An 18,971-nucleotide genomic window follows, 5' to 3' on the forward strand; every position below is an offset into this window, starting at 1 on the left:
GTTATGCTTCCGTACTCGTTAATGAGTACGGAAGCCTTCATGAGCCAACCCCTTTCCCCGCAGCCGGTTGAAGACAACTGGCTGCGTTTCATCGACCTGATGCACAACGCGTTTTCCGATGACGTAGCGCTGCCCTTGCTGCAGCTGATGATGACGCCGGATGAGCGCGAAGCCTTAGGCACGCGCCTGCGCATTATCGAAGCGTTGATCAACGGTGACATCAGTCAGCGCGAGCTGAAAAACGAATTGGGCGTCGGGATTGCCACCATCACCCGTGGATCCAATAGTCTGAAAGAGGCGCCGCCCGAGCTGAAACGCTGGCTGGAAGCGCGCCTCGGGCGCAGCTGATCACTGCTGATACAGCGGGTGAGTAAACGGACAGAGCGCCAGAATCAGGGCCTGATGATAGACGCTGGAGCGGCTCAGCAGGCCGTGGGTGAAGGCGCCAATCGCACCGCCCTTGTGTTTGATATTCTCTACGCCGGTTAAGCGCGCCATTTCGTCACCGAGCTCATGCCCGGCAGCCAGACCGGCCATCACCACCGGTGGCAGCGTAAAGCTGGCAGAGCGGGATTCACCGCGCTGCTGCGCATTCTCCACCACCATCCAGGCAAAGGCGCAGTCGCCCTCGATGCCCGCTTCAATCGCCACCCAGTAATCCGCCTGTGGCCGCACATGACGCGCGTTCGCCACGCGCTGGCGTGCGCCAGTTCGCGTTTCGGCATCGCTTAAGGGCTGCGCGGCGACGCCGCTCTCGACCTCGACCCCTTCAATATGGCAGGATCCTTCGCCGAAAACGTCGTTGAACGCCTGAGCAATTGCGCGGATTTTTGCCGGATTGATGGTGGCTGCGACAACATGGTACATAATTACCTGAACCCTCAAGACAAATTTGTCGCAGTATAACGGAAATTAAGCATGTTACAGGTCTATCTTGTTCGTCACGGTGAAACGGTTTGGAATGCGGCCCGACGCATTCAGGGGCAGTCCGACAGTCCGCTGACGGATAAAGGTGAGCAGCAGGCGCATCAGGTGGGCGAGCGCGTGAAATCGCTGGGCATTACTCACGTGATTGCCAGCGATTTAGGACGTACCCGGCGCACCGCGGAGATTATCGCTGATGCCTGCGGTTGTACGGTGACGCTCGATGCCCGCCTGCGCGAGCTCAATATGGGCTGTCTGGAGCAGCGTCCGCTCGACGGCCTGACGGCGGAAGAGGAGAGCTGGCGTAAAGCGCTGGTGGATGGCACCGAAGGCGGCCGGATTCCGGGCGGCGAGTCGATGGAGGAGATGGCAACGCGCATGCATGCCGCGCTCAACGCCTGTCTCGATCTGCCGGCGGGTAGCCGTCCGCTGCTGGTGAGCCACGGCATGGCGCTGGGTGTGCTGGTGAGTACCATTCTCGGGCTGCCGGCCCATGCGGAGCGCCGTTTGCGTCTGCGTAACTGCTCGATTTCGCGCGTCGATCATCAGCAAAGCGCCTGGCTCGCCGCCGGCTGGGTGGTGGAGACGGCCGGTGATGTGTCGCATCTGGATGCCCCGGCGCTGGATGAGCTGCAGCGTTAAGCGCGGTAGCACATGACGCAGAATGACCGCGTATCGGTGCGTATCAATGATCGCGTATCGGTGCGCATCAATGCGCACCCTACGGGGTGCACGGGCAATGCGCATCGGCGACAAACGGTGAATTTTCTGTAGGGTCGCCATTCATGGCGACCTTCGGCAACGCCCGTTACTGCTGCGGACGAATTGGAATCAGATATTCGCAGCGAATCTCCATTGGCGGCTCGCTGCGCTTCTTGCCACCGTGCGTATAGAAACGCTCAATATCCTGGCCCTGACGGCGCACCAGGCCGAGGGTCGGCATACAGGTGCCGTACAGCAACAGAATAAACTCCTGCAGCGCAGTGCGCGGTCCCTGATAGCTGAACTGCACATAATCCCCGGCTTCCAGAATCACGCTCTGGTTTGACTGCATGCTCAGCGCCTGCTGGTCGGCCGGCACCGCCGTGGTGTACAGAATCTCCTGCTCATCATCCTTCTCATGGCTGGCGCGTACCTGATGCAGGCCGTACAGCACCGGCGGCACGGTATCGGTCTCCAGCAGGAACTGCTTCCAGAAGTGAATGCGCATCTCGTCGCGGTAGCTGGAGATCTGCTCCAGCGTACAGGTATAGCTTTGCGTTTGCCCCACCAGCACCGTTTCCGGCAGCGTGACGAACTGCGCTTGCGGCATCGGGTAATCATCGAGGCGAATCGGCGGGCGAATGCCGTACGAATTCCACTCCGACGAGCGGCGATACCACGCAGGTGTCTGATTGAACTGCTTTTTAAACGCGCGGGTAAAGGTTTGCTGCGAATCGAAGCGATACTGCAGCGCAATGTCGAGGATCGGCCGGCTGGTGAGACGCAGCGCGACGGCGGCCTTGGACAGCCGGCGGGCGCGGATATACGCGCCGATGGCGTGGCCAGTAACTTCCTTGAACATTCGCTGCAGGTGCCACTTGGAATAGCCCGCTTTTAGCGCAACGTTATCGAGCGAAAGGGGTTGATCCAGATGGCTTTCCAGCCAGACAAGCAAATCGCGAATGATACCGGCTTGGTCCATAAAACATCCTCATAACTCTCTGGTGGCGCAACGATGAAGTCACCGAATAGTAGCACGAATTGCACAACGGCGCGGGGGTGGTTTGCCAGTTAACTGTGCTACATCAATGCGGGTTGTGACCCGTTAGGTTTGGTTCTCGGTTCGATTAACAGTACATTACATTCACATCTATTCCGTTTGCAATGGTAACTCAATGACAATAGCTCGCAATCTTATAGTCACGCTGGCAACATTTATGTTGAGTCAGAGCGTGCTGGCCGAGGAGATCGGCTCCGTTGACACCGTATTCAAGATGTTTGGCCCCGATCATAAGATCGTGGTGGAAGCCTTCGACGACCCCGACGTTAAAAATGTAACCTGTTATATCAGCCGGGCGAAAACCGGCGGTATTAAGGGCGGACTGGGTCTGGCGGAAGATACTTCCGACGCGGCCATCTCCTGTCAGCAGGTGGGACCGATAGAGCTTAGCGATAAAATCGCGCAGGGCAAGGCGCAGGGTGAAGTGGTGTTCCGCAAACGCACTTCACTGGTGTTTAAAAAGCTGCAGGTGGTGCGCTTCTTTGACCAGAAACGTCATGCGCTGGTGTACCTGAGCTATTCGGATAAAGTGGTCGATGGCTCACCGAAAAATGCGCTGAGCGCGGTGCCGATTATGCCGTGGCACTGAGCCGATAAAAAAACGCCCTGACGGGCGTTTTTTTGTTTCGCGACGGACGCTTAATCCTGCAGCTCGCCGCAGAAGCGGTAGCCTTCGCCGTGGATAGTGGCGATGATTTCCGGCGTATCCGGCGTCGACTCAAAGTGTTTGCGGATGCGGCGAATGGTGACATCCACCGTGCGGTCATGCGGCTTCAGCTCGCGACCGGTCATCTTCTTCAGCAGGTCAGCTCGCGTCTGGATTTTGCCTGGGTTTTCACAGAAGTGCAGCATGGCGCGGAACTCACTGCGCGGCAGCTTGTACTGATCGCCGTTCGGGCTGATCAGCGAGCGGCTGTTAATATCCAGTTCCCAGCCGTTGAAGCGATAGCTCTCGACCTGACGGCGCTCTTCGCTCGGCATCGCCAGATTCATGGTACGCGACAGCAGGTTGCGCGCACGAATCGTCAGCTCACGCGGATTGAACGGCTTGGTGATGTAGTCGTCGGCACCGATCTCCAGACCGAGGATTTTATCCACTTCGTTATCACGGCCAGTGAGGAACATCAGGGCGACGTTAGCCTGTTCGCGCAATTCACGCGCCAGCAGTAGACCGTTTTTGCCCGGCAGGTTGATATCCATAATCACCAGATTGACGTCGTTATCGGTCAAAACCTGATGCATCTCGGCGCCGTCGGTGGCTTCATAGACCACGTAACCTTCGGCCTCAAAAATACTTTTGAGGGTGTTACGCGTGACCAGTTCGTCTTCAACGATAAGAATGTGCGGGGTCTGCATGTTTCGCTACCTAAAATTTGCCAACAAATCGAAAACAGGGCGTACGGCGGTTGCCATAACTGTTCCACTGAACAGTGGGCCGTTCGCAACCGGTGTACGAAATGATCTTCGGAATACACCATCCATCTACGTCAACTTCAGTGTTAGCTCAGCCAGTCAGGATGAATATTTGCGTGCCCCGTGGGTATCGGACTGGCGCTTATCCTAACCGTATTAACAGCAACCTAACAGCACCAACAACAACCGATAAGCATAAAAACAACGCTTCGTTGACTTATATCAAATGCAAGTGTAGCACGTTAACACTTTTATGAAAAACTTCTACTGGAATGCCAGCTTAGCTCACAAAAAGCAGCATTTTCGCTACATTTCAGCTGCATCAGCGCAAAAGTAAAACCTGCAGGTAATAACTTTTTAATTGCATGAAAAATAATGTTTTAATATGGGTTTAGCGCATAAATTTTGCTTATTACGCATAATTACGCCTGCCCGGCATTTTTGCCCTGTTTTAACATCCTTAACATCTTATTTTCTCAGGCCCGTGCGGTTGGTATTTTGTCGCCTGCATGCCAACATAGGTCGGGTTATTAACCGTTCGATGGAAAAATCATGCATTTCCCCCTGATCCTTGTCTCACCCGCTCGCCCGGAGAATATCGGCGCGGCCGCCCGCGCCATGAAAACCATGGGATTTAGCGAGTTGCGTATTGTCGCCAGTGACGCCTGGCAGGATCCGGCCGCGCGGCGTGTGGCCCACGGCGCCGGTGAGATTCTTGACCACGTGAAAACCTATGACACGCTGAGCGCCGCGCTGGCGGATGTCGATTTTTCCGTAGCCACGACCGCCCGCAGCCGGGCGAAGTTTCGCTATTACGCCACGCCGGCGCAGGTCGAAACCATCCTGCAGGAGAAGCGTCAGTGGCTGAATCGCATCGCGCTGGTGTTTGGCCGTGAAGACAGCGGGCTGACTAATGAGGAGCTGGAACAGGTCGATCTGCTGACCGGCATTCCGATGGCGCAGGACTATCCTTCGCTGAATCTCGGCCAGGCGGTGATGGTGTACTGCTATCAGCTGTCGGCGCTGCATCAGGTAGCGGCCGCGCCGGTTGAGGCGGCTAACGCGCAGCAGCTGCAGGCGCTGCGTCAGCGCTTTCATCAGCTGCTGGTGACGCTGGAGGTCAGCAATGATGCCAAGCTGGCGGACTGGATCGATCAGCGCATCGGTCTGCTTGAGCAGCGCGACAGCGCCATGCTGCACCGTTTGCTGCACGACGTAGAAAAAAAACTTATAGATAATTGCTCGGGAAAACCGGCTCCGGACAGTGAGTGATCGGGCGTCTGTGACGCTGCCTGAACGATCGCAATCCGTTTCGGCGTCTGCGGCGCAGCACTGCGCAGCAGCACCATTCGGGTGCAAAGACAAATTCGTTGACTTAACGTGCGCTTTGCTTTACTTCTGGAAGGCAGACGGACAAGACAAAGACAGACAGAAAAAATCTCAATGCGTAACCACAGCCTGAACACCACCATTATTATTACCACCACCATTACCACAGGTAACGGTGCGGGCTGACGCATACAGGAAAAACAAAAGAAAGAAGCCCGCACCTCAACAGTGCGGGCTTTTTTTTCGGCAAAAATTCAGGAGAGCTTCAATCATGCGAGTGCTGAAATTCGGCGGAACCTCGGTAGCCAATGCGGAACGTTTTCTCCGCGTGGCAGACATTCTGGAAAGCAATGCGCAACAGGGACAGGTTGCCACCGTGCTCTCTGCGCCGGCGAAAATCACCAATCATCTGGTAGCGATGATTGAGAAAACCATCAGCGGCCAGGATGCGCTGCCAAATATCAGCGATGCCGAACGCATTTTTGCCGAACTGCTGCAGGGGCTGGCCGACGCTCAGCCTGGTTTCGATTACGATGGCCTGAAAACCCGCGTTGAGCTGGAGTTTGCCCAGCTGAAACAGGTGCTGCACGGCATCAGCCTGCTGGGTCAGTGCCCGGATGCCGTGAACGCCGCCATTATCTGTCGCGGTGAGAAGCTGTCTATTGCCATCATGGAAGCGCTGCTGCAGGCGCGCGGCCACAAAGTGACGGTGATCGACCCGGTCGAGAAACTGCTGGCGGTGGGCCACTATCTTGAATCGACTGTGGATATCGCCGAATCCACCCGGCGTATCGCGGCCAGCCAGATCCCGACCGATCACATGATCCTGATGGCGGGCTTCACCGCCGGCAATGAGAAGGGCGAGCTGGTGGTGCTGGGGCGTAACGGCTCCGACTACTCAGCGGCCGTGCTGGCGGCGTGTCTGCGCGCGGACTGCTGTGAAATCTGGACCGATGTCGATGGCGTTTACACCTGCGATCCGCGTCAGGTGCCGGATGCGCGTCTGCTGAAGTCGATGTCCTATCAGGAGGCGATGGAGCTCTCCTACTTTGGCGCCAAAGTGCTGCACCCGCGCACCATCGCGCCGATTGCCCAGTTCCAGATTCCGTGCTTAATCAAAAATACCGCCAATCCTCAGGCACCGGGCACTCTGATTGGCGGCGAAGGCGAAGTGGATGAAAATCCGGTAAAAGGCATCACCAATCTGAATAACATGGCGATGTTTAACGTCTCCGGTCCGGGCATGAAAGGGATGGTGGGCATGGCGGCGCGCGTGTTTGCCGCGATGTCGCGCACCGGCATTTCCGTGGTGCTGATAACCCAATCCTCCTCCGAATACAGCATCAGCTTCTGCGTGCCGCAGAGCGAGCAGGCGCGCGCGCGTCGCGTGCTGGAAGAGGAATTCTACCTCGAACTGAAAGATGGCCTGCTCGATCCGCTCGACGTGCTGGAGCAGCTGGCGGTGATTTCGGTGGTGGGCGACGGCATGCGCACGCTGCGCGGCATCTCCGCTAAATTCTTCTCGGCGCTGGCACGCGCCAACATCAATATCGTGGCGATTGCTCAGGGCTCCTCTGAGCGCTCCATCTCCGTCGTGGTCAGCAACGATGACGTCACCACCGGCGTGCGCGTGGTGCATCAGATGCTGTTCGCCACCGATCAGGTGATCGAAGTGTTTGTGGTGGGCGTCGGCGGCGTCGGCGGCGCGCTGCTTGAGCAGCTGCACCGTCAGCAGGCGTGGCTGAAGGGCAAGCATATCGATCTGCGCGTGTGCGGCATTGCCAATTCGCATGCGCTGCTGACCAACGTGCACGGCATCGACCTCAGCAACTGGAAGGCGGCGCTGGCGGAAGCCAAAGAGCCGTTTAACCTCGGCCGGCTGATTCGTCTGGTGAAAGAGTACCATCTGCTCAACCCGGTGATCGTCGACTGTACCTCCAGCCAGGCGGTGGCCGATCAGTACGCGGACTTCCTCGCCGAAGGTTTCCATGTGGTCACGCCAAATAAAAAGGCCAATACCTCGTCGTGGAATTACTACCAGCAGATGCGTGCGGCGGCGGCGAAATCGCGCCGTAAGTTCCTTTACGATACCAACGTCGGTGCCGGTCTGCCGGTGATTGAAAACCTGCAGAACCTGCTGAACGCCGGCGATGAGCTGATCAAGTTCTCCGGCATCCTGTCGGGCTCGCTGTCGTTTATCTTTGGCAAGCTGGATGAGGGCGTGACGCTGTCCGAAGCCACCCGCATGGCGCGCGAGCTGGGCTTTACCGAACCGGATCCGCGCGACGACCTGTCCGGTACTGACGTGGCGCGTAAGCTGCTGATTCTGGCGCGTGAGGCGGGTCATCAGCTGGAGCTGAGCGACATCGACATCGAACCGCTGCTGCCCGCCAGCCTGACGGACATCGCCGACGTCGATCAGTTTATGGCGCGGCTGCCGGAGCTGGACAACGCCTTTGCCGCGCGCGTTGCCAAAGCGCGTGATGAGGGTAAAGTGTTACGCTTCGTCGGCGCGATTGAAGAGGGCGGCGCCTGCAAAGTTAAAATCGATGCGGTGGACGGCAACGATCCGCTGTACAAAGTGAAAAACGGCGAGAACGCACTGGCGTTTTACAGCCGCTATTATCAGCCGATCCCGCTGGTTCTGCGCGGATATGGCGCGGGGAATGATGTCACCGCGGCGGGTGTGTTTGCCGATTTGCTGCGCACGCTGACGTGGAAGTTGGGAGTTTAATGATGGTAAAAATTTATGCACCGGCCTCGATAGGTAACGTCAGCGTCGGCTTTGATGTGCTGGGCGCGGCGGTTTCGCCGGTGGATGGCTCGCTGCTGGGCGACTGCGTGTCGGTCGAAGCGGCAGACCAGTTTAGCCTGCAGAATAAAGGGCGCTTTGTCAGCAAACTGCCCGCCGAACCGCAGGAAAACATCGTTTACCAGTGCTGGCAGCGTTTCTGCCAGGCGATTGGTAAAGACGTTCCGGTGGCGATGACGCTGGAGAAAAACATGCCGATTGGCTCAGGCCTCGGTTCCAGCGCCTGCTCGGTGGTGGCCGGCCTGATGGCGATGAATGAGTTCTGCGGCCAGCCGCTTAACGACACCGAGCTGCTGGCGCTGATGGGCGAGCTGGAAGGGCGCATCTCCGGCAGCGTGCACTATGACAACGTCGCGCCGTGCTTCCTGGGCGGCGTACAGCTGATGATTGAAGAGAACGGGATCATCAGCCAGGAGGTGCCGTGCTTTGCTGACTGGCTGTGGGTAATGGCTTATCCGGGCATCAAAGTCTCCACGGCGGAAGCACGCGCCATCCTGCCGGCGCAGTATCGCAAGCAGGATGCCATCAAACATGGTCGTCTGCTGGCCGGCTTTATTCACGCCTGCCACACCCGTCAGCCGCTGCTGGCGGCTAAACTGATGCAGGATGTGATCGCCGAGCCGTATCGCACCAAACTGCTGCCGGGCTTTGCTGAGGCGCGGCAGGCTGCCAGCGACATTGGCGCGCTGGCCTGCGGTATTTCGGGCTCTGGCCCGACACTTTTCGCCGTTTGCAACGAGATGGCAACGGCACAGCGGATGGCGGACTGGCTGAGCCAGCACTATCTGCAGAATGAGGAAGGCTTCGTCCATATCTGCCGTCTTGATACGGCTGGCGCACGTAAACTGGGATAACGCATGAAACTCTACAACCTTAAGGATCATAACGAGCAGGTTAGCTTCGCGCAGGCCGTGAAACAGGGCCTCGGCTCGCAGCAGGGGCTGTTTTTCCCGCTGGAACTGCCTGAATTCGAGCTGACCGACATTGATGCGATGCTGGAGATGGATTTCGTCAGCCGCAGCAGCAAGATTCTCTCTGCTTACATCGGCGATGAAATTGCCGCGCACCAGCTGGCCGAGCGCGTGAAGAACGCCTTTGCCTTCCCGGCACCGGTGAGCCAGGTGAGCGACGATGTGGCCTGCCTCGAACTGTTCCACGGTCCGACACTGGCGTTTAAAGATTTCGGCGGGCGCTTTATGGCGCAGATGCTGTCTTACGTGTCTGGCGCAGATGAGCAGATCACCATTCTGACCGCGACCTCCGGCGATACCGGCGCAGCGGTGGCGCACGCGTTCTACGGCATGGAAAACGTGCGCGTGGTCATCCTGTATCCGCAGGGCAAAATCAGTCCGCTGCAGGAGAAGTTGTTTTGTACGCTGGGCGGCAACATCGAAACCATCGCGATCGACGGCGACTTCGATGCCTGCCAGGCGCTGGTGAAGCAGGCGTTTGATGACGAAGAGCTGAAGAAAGCCATCGGCCTGAACTCGGCAAACTCCATCAATATCAGCCGTCTGCTGGCACAGATTTGCTATTACTTTGAGGCGGTGGCGCAGCTGCCGCAGGAGAAACGCAATCAGCTGGTGGTGTCGGTGCCAAGCGGTAACTTTGGCGATCTCACGGCCGGTCTGCTGGCGAAATCGCTCGGTCTGCCGATCAAGCGCTTTATCGCCGCGACCAACGCCAACGATACCGTGCCGCGCTTCCTTGCCGACGGTCAGTGGCAGCCGAACGCGACCGTGGCAACGCTGTCGAACGCGATGGATGTCAGCCAGCCTAACAACTGGCCACGTGTGGAAGAGCTGTTCCGCCGCAAAACCTGGCGCCTGACCGATCTGGCCTACGGCGCGGTGTCGGATGAGACCACCAAAGCCACCATGCGCGAGCTGGCAGAGCTGGGTTACCTGTCAGAACCGCACGCGGCGATTGCCTATCGTCTGCTGCGCGATCAGCTGCAGGAAGGGGAGTTTGGCCTGTTCCTCGGCACCGCGCATCCGGCGAAGTTTAAGGAGAGCGTGGAAGAGATTCTCGGCCAGCCGCTGCCGCTGCCGGAAGCGCTGGCCGCGCGCGCCGATTTGCCGCTGCTGTCGCATGCCATGAAGGCGGATTTCGCCGCGCTGCGGGCGTTTTTGCTGAAGTAAATACCCAACGGGCCGGTCACATCGGCCCGTTATGCATTTTTCTGGCGGCGCGATTTAACCCGCGAGTTTTTAACAGACGCGCAATGATTTGCGCCGCTACGATTCAGGTGAAGCTGGCGTTATTGCTCGCGGCGCTTAAATACCAGCTCGTTACCCTTACTCTCCGCCGCATCAAAGAAATAACCGTCAACATCAAACTTCTTCAGCTGCGTCGGTTTCGTCAGGCGCTTCTCAATCACGTAACGGCTCATCAGGCCACGCGCCTTCTTGGCGTAGAAACTGATCACCTTGAACTTACCGTTTTTCTCATCGAGGAACACCGGCTTAACCAGCTCGGCATTCAGCTGCTTCGGCTTGATGGCTTTGAAATACTCATCGGAGGCGAGGTTGATCAGCACGTCATCGCCCTGTTCCGCCAGCGCGTCGTTGAGCTTTTGCGTCAGCAGGTCGCCCCAGAAGCTGTAGAGATCTTTGCCGGCCGGATTCGCCAGTTTGATGCCCATCTCTAAGCGGTACGGCTGCATCAAATCCAGCGGGCGCAGCAGGCCATACAGGCCCGAAAGCATACGCAGGTGTTTTTGGGCAAAATCAAAGTCGGCTTCGCTGAAGGTCTCTGCCTGCAAACCGGTATAAACATCACCTTTGAAGGCCAGAATTGCCTGCCGCGCATTATCGGGTGAGAAGGGCGGCTGCCACTGGCTGAAACGGTCGGCGTTGAGGTGCGCCAGTTTGTCGCTGATGCCCATCAGCGAAGCGATTTGCGCCGGAGAAAGATCGCGCGCCACGTCAATCAGCTGCTGTGATTTTTCTAACAGCGCCGGTTGGGTAAACCGTGACGTTGCCAGCGGGCTTTCATAATCCAGTGTCTTGGCTGGCGAGATAACCATCAGCATTGTGTCTGTCCTCGTTGACCCGCTGTTTTCAGGGGATAGATGGGAAAAATGTCGCGACGAGTGTAGCAAAAAAGCTGCACGGATCGGCAAATCGCTCCCATTTGTTAGCGCTATCGTAAAGGGCACGCGGCGATGTTGCGCCGCTTAGCCTGCGTGATATTATCGCAACAGCCTTTTACACCCTGACAGTCAACTTAAGAGAAAAGAGAACCATGACGGACAAACTTACTTCCTTGCGTCAGCTGACTACTGTGGTCGCCGACACCGGTGATATCGCGGCAATGAAACTCTACCAACCGCAGGATGCCACCACTAACCCTTCTTTGATCCTCAACGCTGCGCAAATTCCTGAATACCGCAAACTGATTGACGAAGCCATTAGCTGGGCACGTCAGCAGAGCAGCAACAAAGAAGAGCAGCTGGCGCTGGTTTCTGACAAGCTGGCCGTCAACATTGGTCTGGAAATTCTCAAACTGATCCCGGGACGTATCTCTACTGAAGTTGACGCGCGTCTCTCTTACGACACCGAAGCGAGCATCGCGAAAGCACGCAGCCTGATCAAGCTGTACAACGATGCCGGCATCAGCAACGATCGTATCCTGATCAAACTGGCCTCAACCTGGCAGGGCATCCGCGCGGCGGAGCAGCTGGAGAAAGAAGGCATCAACTGTAACCTGACGCTGCTGTTCTCCTTCGCCCAGGCGCGTGCCTGTGCCGAAGCGGGCGTGTTCCTGATTTCGCCATTTGTTGGCCGTATCCTCGACTGGTACAAGCAGAACACCGACAAGAAAGAGTACGCAGCGCATGAAGATCCAGGCGTGGTATCCGTGTCTGAGATCTACAACTACTACAAGCAGCACGGCTATGAAACCGTGGTGATGGGCGCCAGCTTCCGTAACGTCGGCGAAATCATTGAGCTGGCCGGTTGCGACCGCCTGACTATCTCCCCAGGCCTGCTGAAAGAGCTGGCCGAGAGCGAAGGCAGCGTAGAGCGTAAACTGAGCTACAGCGGCGAAGTGAAAGCGCGTCCGGCTAAAATGACCGAAGCGGAATTCCTGTGGCAGCACAACCAGGATCCAATGGCGGTGACCAAACTGGCCGAAGGTATCCGCAACTTTGCCATCGACCAGGGCAAACTTGAGAAGATGATCGCCGAACTGCTGTAAGGTGATATGCCGTGGCGGCTGCCGGTCGCCACGGTTTTCGCGTTTCCCTCGCTGATGCTTTGTATTATCCTTTCTGCCATTCCCCTTTTTCTCACCGCCCCGCGGTCAACACAGCGATAACTCTATGGATACTTTACGTATTGGCTTAATTTCCGTGTCCGATCGGGCCGCTAACGGCATCTATCAGGATCAGGGCATTCCGGCGCTGGAAAGCTGGCTTAGCGCTGCGCTGGCGACACCGTTTGAGATTGAAACCCGCCTGGTTCCGGATGAACAGCCGATGATTGAGCAGGCGATTTGCGAGCTGGTCGATGAACGTTTTTGCCACCTGGTGCTGACCACCGGCGGTACCGGTCCGGCCCGGCGCGACGTCACGCCGGATGCGACTCTGGCGGTAGCCGACCGCGAGATGCCCGGCTTTGGCGAGCAGATGCGGCAGATCAGCCTGCAGTTTGTGCCGACCGCGATTCTGTCACGCCAGGTGGGCGTGATCCGCAAGCAGTCGCTGATCCTCAATCTGCCGGGACAGCCGAAATCGATTAAAGAGACGCTGGAAGGGTTGAAAGCGGATGACGGTACGGTGAAAGTGCCAGGGATTTTCGCGGCTGTACCCTATTGTTTACAGCTGCTGGAAGGGCCTTACGTCGAAACCCACCCGGAGGTGGTAGCAGCTTTTCGCCCGAAAAGCGCACGACGTGAGACAAACATCTGAAAATTGCCGTTTTCAGGCATAAAATGCAGAGTGACTGGTGTGGCAAAATATTGACGGTATAGTAACCGCAGCTTTACAACTATACTGACATGGCCTCTGGATACCGCACTCTTATGGATTCGCTGACAACGCGTCGACTCAACCGCCAGGACTACAAAACCCTGGCGCTGGCTGCCCTGGGCGGGGCGCTGGAATTCTACGATTTTATCATCTTCGTCTTCTTCGCTGCGGTGATTGGCGAGCTGTTCTTTCCGCCAGACATCCCGGAATGGCTGCGTCAGGTGCAGACGTTTGCCATCTTCGCCGCCGGTTATCTGGCGCGCCCGCTGGGCGGCATCATCATGGCGCACTTTGGCGACAAAGTCGGGCGCAAGAAGATGTTCAGCCTGAGTATTCTGCTGATGGCGCTGCCGACGCTGGCGATGGGCGCGCTGCCCACCTACGCCAGCATTGGCATTGCCGCACCGTTACTGATGCTGCTGATGCGCGTACTGCAGGGCGCGGCCATTGGCGGCGAGGTGCCGGGCGCGTGGGTGTTTGTTGCGGAGCATGTGCCGGAGAAACGCATCGGCTTTGCCTGCGGCACGCTGACTGCAGGCTTAACCGCCGGCATTCTGCTCGGTTCGCTGGTGGCGACGGTGCTGAATACTTCGCTCTCGCCGGCGGCGATACGCGATCACGGCTGGCGCATTCCTTTCTTCCTCGGCGGCCTGTTTGGCCTGCTGGCGATGTATCTGCGTCGCTGGCTGCATGAAACCCCGGTATTTCGTCAGATGCAGCAGCGCAAAGCGCTGGCGGAAAAGCTGCCGCTACAGACCATTCTCGCCAGCCATAAGCGCGGCATTGCGGTGTCGATGCTGCTTACCTGGCTATTATCAGCCTGTATTGTGGTGGTGATTCTGATGGCGCCGACGCTGATGCAGAAGCAGCACGGCGTGCCAGCGGCGCTCAGTCTGCAGGCCAACAGTTTAGCGACCGTAATGCTGCTGATCGGCTGCGTGCTGGCGGGCTGGATCGTCGATCGCTACGGTGCGGCGCGTACCTTACTGATTGGTTCGCTGCTGCTGGCGCTGTGCAGCTGGAGCTTTTTCCAGCAGCTTGGCGGCACGCCGCAGATGCTGTTCATCTGGTACGGTCTGGCGGGACTGAGCGTCGGCGTGGTCGGCGTGGTGCCGTTTGTTATGGTGCGGGCGTTTCCGGCGGCGGTGCGCTTCACCGGCATTTCCTTCTCTTACAACGTGTCGTACGCCATCTTTGGCGGCCTGACGCCGATCAGCGTGACGCTGATGATGTCGCTGACGCCGATGGCGCCGGCCTGGTACGTGCTGGCGCTGGCGCTGATCGGCATGCTGGTGGCGCTGTGGTTATGGCATGACAGCCGCCAGGCTAATGCGCAGCTGGATGTCTCGCTGCATTCATCGTAATGACAGCGCGCGGAGCGGCATGGCGGCTCCGCGCGCCGTTGATTACTCGCCAATCGGCAACACGCTGCGCTCAAACTTCTCGTTCAGCACTTCGCCCATCGCCAGATAAAAGGCGCTGGCACCACAGACGATGCCCACCCAGCCGGCGATGCGCAGCAGCGCCGCATGATCCAGCAGATGACCGATAGCCAGCAGCGCAAACAGCAGCGTCAGGCTGGCAAACACAAACTGCAGCATTTTTGCGGCCCGCAGCGTGCCAAAGAACAGAAACAGCGTGAAGATACCCCACAGCGCCAGATAAGCGCCGAGGAAATGGCCATCGGCGGCCGCGGCCAGTCCCATTTTTGGCAGCAGCAGAATCGCCACCAGCGTCAGCCAGAAGCTGCCGTACGAGGTAAAGGCGGTCAGGCCGAAGGTGTTGCCTTTTTTATACTCCAGCAGCCCGGCAAGGATTTGCGCGATGCCGCCGTAAAAGAGGCCCATCGCCAGGATAATCACATCCATTTCAAACAGACCGGTGTTGTGTAAGTTGAGCAGGATGGTGGTCATACCAAAACCCATCAGGCCCAGTGGGGCGGGATTCGCCAGCGTAGTGTTGCCCATAATTCCTCAGCAGCAGCGTTATTGTTTATTGGTTTAACGCCCGCGCCAACAGCGATGGGGCGCGGGCGCTGCATCATAATCAGGTGGCTTTTGCCGCACTTTGATCTCACGCGGTAAGAGAATCTAAATTTTTTTTAGTTTTAACCCTTGATGCGCTTCGAAGCGGCCCCATTTAGTTGTCATCAAGCATTGTGAGGCAGCAAAAAAATCTGCCGCAGCAGTTGAAAGTGGTCAGCATGACCGCATCTCTGCTTCACAACCCAATTTGGCAAAGAATTTAAGTGGGAGACGTTTAGATGGGTAAGATTATTGGTATTGACCTGGGTACAACCAACTCATGTGTGGCGATTATGGACGGTGGCAAAGCACGCGTGCTTGAAAACGCCGAAGGCGATCGCACTACACCGTCAATCATTGCATATACCGGGGATGGCGAAACTCTGGTCGGTCAACCGGCTAAACGTCAGGCGGTGACCAACCCGCAGAACACCCTGTTTGCAATCAAGCGCCTGATCGGCCGTCGTTTCCAGGACGAAGAAGTGCAGCGTGATATCAAAATCATGCCGTACAAAATCATCGGTTCTGACAACGGTGACGCATGGCTGGACGTGAAGGGCCAGAAAATGGCACCGCCGCAGATCTCTGCAGAAGTGCTGAAAAAAATGAAGAAAACCGCGGAAGATTTCCTCGGTGAGCCGGTAACCGAAGCGGTTATTACCGTTCCAGCTTACTTCAACGATGCGCAGCGTCAGGCGACTAAAGACGCCGGCCGTATCGCGGGTCTGGACGTAAAACGTATCATCAACGAACCGACCGCAGCGGCACTGGCTTACGGCCTGGATAAAGGTCAGGGCAACCGCACCATCGCGGTATATGACCTGGGGGGCGGTACCTTCGATATCTCTATCATTGAGATCGACGAAGTCGACGGCGAGAAAACCTTTGAAGTACTGGCGACCAACGGTGATACCCACCTGGGTGGTGAAGACTTCGACAGCCGTCTGATCAACTACCTGGTTGCCGAATTCAAGAAAGATCAAGGCATCGATCTGCACAACGATCCGCTGGCGATGCAGCGCCTGAAAGAAGCGGCAGAGAAAGCGAAAATTGAGCTCTCTTCTGCGCAGCAGACCGACGTTAACCTGCCGTACATCACGGCGGATGCGACTGGTCCTAAGCACCTGAACATCAAAGTGACCCGCGCGAAGCTGGAATCACTGGTGGAAGATCTGGTTACCCGTTCGATTGAGCCGCTGAAAGTGGCGCTGAACGATGCTGGCCTGTCGGTTTCTGACATCAACGACGTGATCCTGGTCGGTGGTCAGACGCGTATGCCAATGGTGCAGGCGAAAGTGGCGGATTCTTCGGTAAAGAGCCACGTAAAGACGTGAACCCGGACGAAGCGGTCGCTGTGGGTGCTGCGGTACAGGGCGGCGTGCTGGCCGGTGAAGTAAAAGATGTTCTGCTGCTGGACGTGACCCCGCTGTCGCTGGGTATCGAAACCATGGGGGGCGTGATGACGTCGCTGATCAGCAAGAACACCACGATCCCAACCAAGCACAGCCAGGTGTTCTCGACTGCTGAAGACAACCAGTCTGCCGTGACCATTCACGTGCTGCAGGGTGAGCGTAAGCGTTCGGCGGATAACAAATCGCTGGGCCAGTTCAACCTCGACGGTATTCAGCCTGCGCCGCGCGGTATGCCACAGATCGAAGTGACCTTCGACATCGATGCTGACGGTATTCTGCACGTGTCTGCGAAGGACAAAAACAGCGGGAAAGAGCAGAAGATCACCATCAAAGCTTCTTCTGGCCTGAACGAGGAAGAGATCGAAAAAATGGTTCGTGACGCGGAAGCTAACGCCGAGTCAGACCGTAAATTCGAAGAGCTGGTGCAGACGCGTAACCAGGGCGACCAGATTGCGCACAGCACGCGTAAGCAGCTGGACGAAGCCGGTGACAAACTGTCAGCGGAAGACAAAGCACCGATCGAGTCTGCCCTGAACGAGCTGAACACCGCGCTTAAAGGCGAAGATAAAGCAGAAATCGAAGCCAAAATGCAGGCGCTGATGGAAGTGTCCAGCAAGCTGATGGAACTGGCGCAGCAACAGGCTCAGGCCGGCGCAGCGGATGCCGGCGACGCTTCGGCGAAGAAAGATGACGACGTTGTCGACGCTGAATTCGAAGAAGTGAAAGATAAAAAATAATTGCCCCTGACCGGGCGCGACGGCTGGCCTGACAGCCGTTGAAACCAGCACGGGCGTCGGAGATCTCTCCACGCCCGTGCGATCATGTTAAGGGCAGAGAAAAATGGCTAAGAGTGATTTTTACGAGATCTTAGGCGTCTCAAAATCCGCCGATGAGCGCGAAATCAAAAAGGCCTATAAGCGCCTGGCGATGAAGTATCACCCGGACCGTAATCCGGGCGATAAAGAGGCCGAGACGAAATTCAAAGAGGTCAAGGAAGCCTACGAGATCCTCACCGATGCGCAGAAGCGTGCAGCTTACGATCAGTACGGTCATGCGGCGTTTGAGCAGGGCGGTGGTGGCGGCTTCGGCGGCGGCTTTGGTGGCGGCGGTGCCGACTTCAGCGATATCTTTGGCGACGTGTTCGGCGATATCTTTGGTGGTGGTCGCCGTCAGCGCGCCTCACGTGGCGCCGATTTACGCTACAACATGGAACTGACGCTGGAAGAAGCGGTACGCGGCGTGACCAAAGAGATCCGCATTCCAACGCTGGAAGAGTGTGATGTCTGCCACGGCAGCGGCGCCAAAGCGGGCACCCAGCCGCAGACCTGTCCGACCTGTCACGGTGCGGGCCAGGTACAGATGCGTCAGGGCTTCTTTACCGTGCAGCAAGCCTGTCCGACCTGTCACGGTCGCGGCTCGGTGATTAAAGATCCGTGCAACGCCTGTCACGGCCATGGCCGCGTTGAGCGCCAGAAAACGCTGTCGGTGAAAATCCCGGCAGGCGTCGATACCGGCGACCGTATCCGCCTCAGCGGAGAGGGTGAAGCGGGCGAACACGGCGCACCGGCTGGCGATCTGTACGTGCAGGTTTCGGTGAAGAAACACCCGATCTTCGAGCGTGAAGATAACAACCTGTACTGCGAAGTGCCGATCAACTTTGCCATGGCAGCGCTGGGCGGCGAGATTGAAGTGCCGACGCTCGACGGGCGCGTGAAGCTGAAAGTGCCGGCAGAAACTCAGACCGGCAAACTGTTCCGCATGCGCGGCAAAGGCGTGAAGTCGGTGCGCGGCGGTGCGGTCGGCGATCTGCTGTGTCGCGTGGTGGTGGAAACCCCGGTCAGCCTCAACGACAAGCAAAAAGCGCTGCTGCGCGAGCTGGAAGAGAGCTTCGGCGGACCTACCGGCGAGAAAAACAGCCCGCGTTCGAAAAGCTTCTTCGACGGCGTAAAGAAGTTCTTTGACGATCTGACCCGCTAATCGGGTGCGCAGACAGTAACAAGCGGAGAGGCGACTCTCCGCTTTTTTTTATGCGCAGTTCTGCCGTGCAGATATTCAACGGCATTGTTTTTCGTCATTCACATCCCCGACAGCCGTTACCTTTCAAAAATACGCGGACACGCTGTAGGGGCGCCATTTATGGCGACCTCAAGCCGTGAAAATCCCCGCCAAAAAACGCGTCCTCACCTTGCAAAAACCGGTTCCGTTTTCGCCAATAGCATTTTTCGGCATTGCGTCGAAAATATATCATAGGTATCTTGCAAGGCGTTTAATGAGAATGATTTTCGATAATATGCACCATCAGCGGTGTGCGGCAGCGCAGTAG

17 protein-coding genes, 1 pseudogene and 1 other annotated feature are annotated in these 18,971 nt (G+C 57.4%); of the genes and pseudogenes, 13 read left to right on the forward strand and 5 right to left on the reverse strand.

Annotated features, from left to right (window positions below):
- Positions 1 to 39: 39 nt before the first annotated feature.
- Complete coding sequence (gene trpR, locus ABVR31_RS03780; RefSeq protein ID WP_021508685.1) at positions 40 to 348, forward strand: trp operon repressor; 309 nt, start codon at positions 40 to 42, stop codon at positions 346 to 348.
- Here the strand turns inward: trpR and yjjX are convergent, their stop codons facing one another.
- The gene (yjjX, locus tag ABVR31_RS03785) at positions 349 to 867 is read right to left on the reverse strand and encodes an inosine/xanthosine triphosphatase (protein ID WP_021508686.1); all 519 of its coding nucleotides are present in this window, start codon (positions 865 to 867) and stop codon (positions 349 to 351) included.
- Between the two features lie 51 nt (positions 868 to 918).
- On the opposite strand from yjjX, the gene gpmB reads away from it, so the two are divergent.
- A complete protein-coding gene (gpmB, locus tag ABVR31_RS03790; RefSeq protein ID WP_021508687.1) occupies positions 919 to 1,566 on the forward strand; it encodes a 2,3-diphosphoglycerate-dependent phosphoglycerate mutase GpmB in 648 nt (215 codons plus the stop codon).
- Between the two features lie 166 nt (positions 1,567 to 1,732).
- On the opposite strand, the gene robA is transcribed toward gpmB, so the two are convergent.
- On the reverse strand, positions 1,733 to 2,608 hold the full coding sequence (gene robA, locus ABVR31_RS03795; protein ID WP_021508651.1) for an MDR efflux pump AcrAB transcriptional activator RobA: 876 nt from the start codon (positions 2,606 to 2,608) through the stop codon (positions 1,733 to 1,735).
- A 193-nt stretch (positions 2,609 to 2,801) separates the two neighbouring features.
- On the opposite strand from robA, the gene creA reads away from it, so the two are divergent.
- Entirely contained in the window at positions 2,802 to 3,275 is a 474-nt protein-coding gene (gene creA / locus ABVR31_RS03800; RefSeq protein ID WP_022548913.1) for a protein CreA, read from the forward strand.
- A 50-nt stretch (positions 3,276 to 3,325) separates the two neighbouring features.
- Here the strand turns inward: creA and arcA are convergent, their stop codons facing one another.
- A complete protein-coding gene (gene arcA, locus ABVR31_RS03805) occupies positions 3,326 to 4,042 on the reverse strand; it encodes a two-component system response regulator ArcA (protein ID WP_021508652.1) in 717 nt (238 codons plus the stop codon).
- Positions 4,043 to 4,651: 609 nt separating this feature from the next.
- Between arcA and ABVR31_RS03810 the strand changes: the two genes are divergently transcribed.
- From ABVR31_RS03810 to thrC, 5 genes are all read left to right on the forward strand, one after another.
- Positions 4,652 to 5,371 carry a tRNA/rRNA methyltransferase gene (locus ABVR31_RS03810; RefSeq protein ID WP_031279901.1) on the forward strand — a complete coding sequence of 240 codons (720 nt, stop codon included), beginning with the start codon at positions 4,652 to 4,654 and terminating at the stop codon, positions 5,369 to 5,371.
- A 171-nt stretch (positions 5,372 to 5,542) separates the two neighbouring features.
- Positions 5,543 to 5,614, forward strand: a complete 72-nt coding sequence (thrL, locus tag ABVR31_RS03815; protein ID WP_128601299.1) for a thr operon leader peptide — start codon at positions 5,543 to 5,545, stop codon at positions 5,612 to 5,614.
- Positions 5,550 to 5,673, forward strand: a sequence feature (Thr leader region). Its footprint overlaps the gene before it by 65 nt.
- Positions 5,674 to 5,699: 26 nt before the next feature.
- Positions 5,700 to 8,162, forward strand: a complete 2,463-nt coding sequence (thrA, locus tag ABVR31_RS03820; protein ID WP_021508654.1) for a bifunctional aspartate kinase/homoserine dehydrogenase I — start codon at positions 5,700 to 5,702, stop codon at positions 8,160 to 8,162.
- Between the two features lie 2 nt (positions 8,163 to 8,164).
- On the forward strand, positions 8,165 to 9,094 hold the full coding sequence (thrB, locus tag ABVR31_RS03825) for a homoserine kinase (RefSeq protein ID WP_372773967.1): 930 nt from the start codon (positions 8,165 to 8,167) through the stop codon (positions 9,092 to 9,094).
- 3 nt (positions 9,095 to 9,097) lie between these two features.
- Positions 9,098 to 10,381: a threonine synthase gene (thrC, locus tag ABVR31_RS03830; RefSeq protein ID WP_021508656.1), complete on the forward strand. Its 1,284-nt coding sequence runs from the start codon at positions 9,098 to 9,100 to the stop codon at positions 10,379 to 10,381.
- A gap of 119 nt (positions 10,382 to 10,500) precedes the next feature.
- Here thrC and yaaA read toward each other — a convergent pair whose 3' ends face one another.
- The gene (gene yaaA, locus ABVR31_RS03835) at positions 10,501 to 11,274 is read right to left on the reverse strand and encodes a peroxide stress protein YaaA (protein WP_058757132.1); all 774 of its coding nucleotides are present in this window, start codon (positions 11,272 to 11,274) and stop codon (positions 10,501 to 10,503) included.
- A gap of 212 nt (positions 11,275 to 11,486) precedes the next feature.
- On the opposite strand from yaaA, the gene tal reads away from it, so the two are divergent.
- The 3 genes from tal (at position 11,487) to ABVR31_RS03850 (ending at position 14,576) form a co-directional block, all read left to right on the forward strand.
- Positions 11,487 to 12,440: a transaldolase gene (gene tal / locus ABVR31_RS03840; RefSeq protein WP_058757131.1), complete on the forward strand. Its 954-nt coding sequence runs from the start codon at positions 11,487 to 11,489 to the stop codon at positions 12,438 to 12,440.
- A 124-nt stretch (positions 12,441 to 12,564) separates the two neighbouring features.
- On the forward strand, positions 12,565 to 13,152 hold the full coding sequence (gene mog / locus ABVR31_RS03845; protein WP_372771844.1) for a molybdopterin adenylyltransferase: 588 nt from the start codon (positions 12,565 to 12,567) through the stop codon (positions 13,150 to 13,152).
- Between the two features lie 113 nt (positions 13,153 to 13,265).
- Positions 13,266 to 14,576 carry an MFS transporter gene (locus tag ABVR31_RS03850; protein WP_372771845.1) on the forward strand — a complete coding sequence of 437 codons (1,311 nt, stop codon included), beginning with the start codon at positions 13,266 to 13,268 and terminating at the stop codon, positions 14,574 to 14,576.
- A gap of 42 nt (positions 14,577 to 14,618) precedes the next feature.
- Here the strand turns inward: ABVR31_RS03850 and satP are convergent, their stop codons facing one another.
- The gene (gene satP, locus ABVR31_RS03855) at positions 14,619 to 15,179 is read right to left on the reverse strand and encodes an acetate uptake transporter (protein ID WP_136547120.1); all 561 of its coding nucleotides are present in this window, start codon (positions 15,177 to 15,179) and stop codon (positions 14,619 to 14,621) included.
- Positions 15,180 to 15,475: 296 nt separating this feature from the next.
- Here satP and dnaK point away from each other — a divergent pair.
- Both dnaK and dnaJ read left to right on the forward strand, forming a co-directional pair.
- Positions 15,476 to 17,385 (forward strand): annotated as a pseudogene (dnaK, locus tag ABVR31_RS03860) (molecular chaperone DnaK).
- A gap of 103 nt (positions 17,386 to 17,488) precedes the next feature.
- Positions 17,489 to 18,625, forward strand: coding sequence for a molecular chaperone DnaJ (dnaJ, locus tag ABVR31_RS03865; protein ID WP_021508663.1), 1,137 nt, complete (start codon positions 17,489 to 17,491; stop codon positions 18,623 to 18,625).
- Positions 18,626 to 18,971 lie beyond the last annotated feature (346 nt).

Origin of the sequence: Pantoea sp. WEP (assembly GCF_041678305.1) — a bacterium.
GTDB classification, from domain to species: Bacteria; Pseudomonadota; Gammaproteobacteria; order Enterobacterales; family Enterobacteriaceae; genus Pantoea; species Pantoea dispersa.

Coding starts and splice junctions, on each gene's coding strand:
- yjjX (WP_021508686.1), bottom strand. CDS start 867: ATGTACCATGTTGTCGCAGCCACCATCAATCCGGCAAAAATCCGCGCA.
- ABVR31_RS03850 (WP_372771845.1), top strand. CDS start 13,266: ATGGATTCGCTGACAACGCGTCGACTCAACCGCCAGGACTACAAAACC.
- thrB (WP_372773967.1), top strand. CDS start 8,165: ATGGTAAAAATTTATGCACCGGCCTCGATAGGTAACGTCAGCGTCGGC.
- ABVR31_RS03810 (WP_031279901.1), top strand. CDS start 4,652: ATGCATTTCCCCCTGATCCTTGTCTCACCCGCTCGCCCGGAGAATATC.
- yaaA (WP_058757132.1), bottom strand. CDS start 11,274: ATGCTGATGGTTATCTCGCCAGCCAAGACACTGGATTATGAAAGCCCG.
- thrC (WP_021508656.1), top strand. CDS start 9,098: ATGAAACTCTACAACCTTAAGGATCATAACGAGCAGGTTAGCTTCGCG.
- trpR (WP_021508685.1), top strand. CDS start 40: ATGAGCCAACCCCTTTCCCCGCAGCCGGTTGAAGACAACTGGCTGCGT.
- arcA (WP_021508652.1), bottom strand. CDS start 4,042: ATGCAGACCCCGCACATTCTTATCGTTGAAGACGAACTGGTCACGCGT.
- thrA (WP_021508654.1), top strand. CDS start 5,700: ATGCGAGTGCTGAAATTCGGCGGAACCTCGGTAGCCAATGCGGAACGT.
- mog (WP_372771844.1), top strand. CDS start 12,565: ATGGATACTTTACGTATTGGCTTAATTTCCGTGTCCGATCGGGCCGCT.
- creA (WP_022548913.1), top strand. CDS start 2,802: ATGACAATAGCTCGCAATCTTATAGTCACGCTGGCAACATTTATGTTG.
- dnaJ (WP_021508663.1), top strand. CDS start 17,489: ATGGCTAAGAGTGATTTTTACGAGATCTTAGGCGTCTCAAAATCCGCC.
- robA (WP_021508651.1), bottom strand. CDS start 2,608: ATGGACCAAGCCGGTATCATTCGCGATTTGCTTGTCTGGCTGGAAAGC.
- gpmB (WP_021508687.1), top strand. CDS start 919: ATGTTACAGGTCTATCTTGTTCGTCACGGTGAAACGGTTTGGAATGCG.
- tal (WP_058757131.1), top strand. CDS start 11,487: ATGACGGACAAACTTACTTCCTTGCGTCAGCTGACTACTGTGGTCGCC.
- satP (WP_136547120.1), bottom strand. CDS start 15,179: ATGGGCAACACTACGCTGGCGAATCCCGCCCCACTGGGCCTGATGGGT.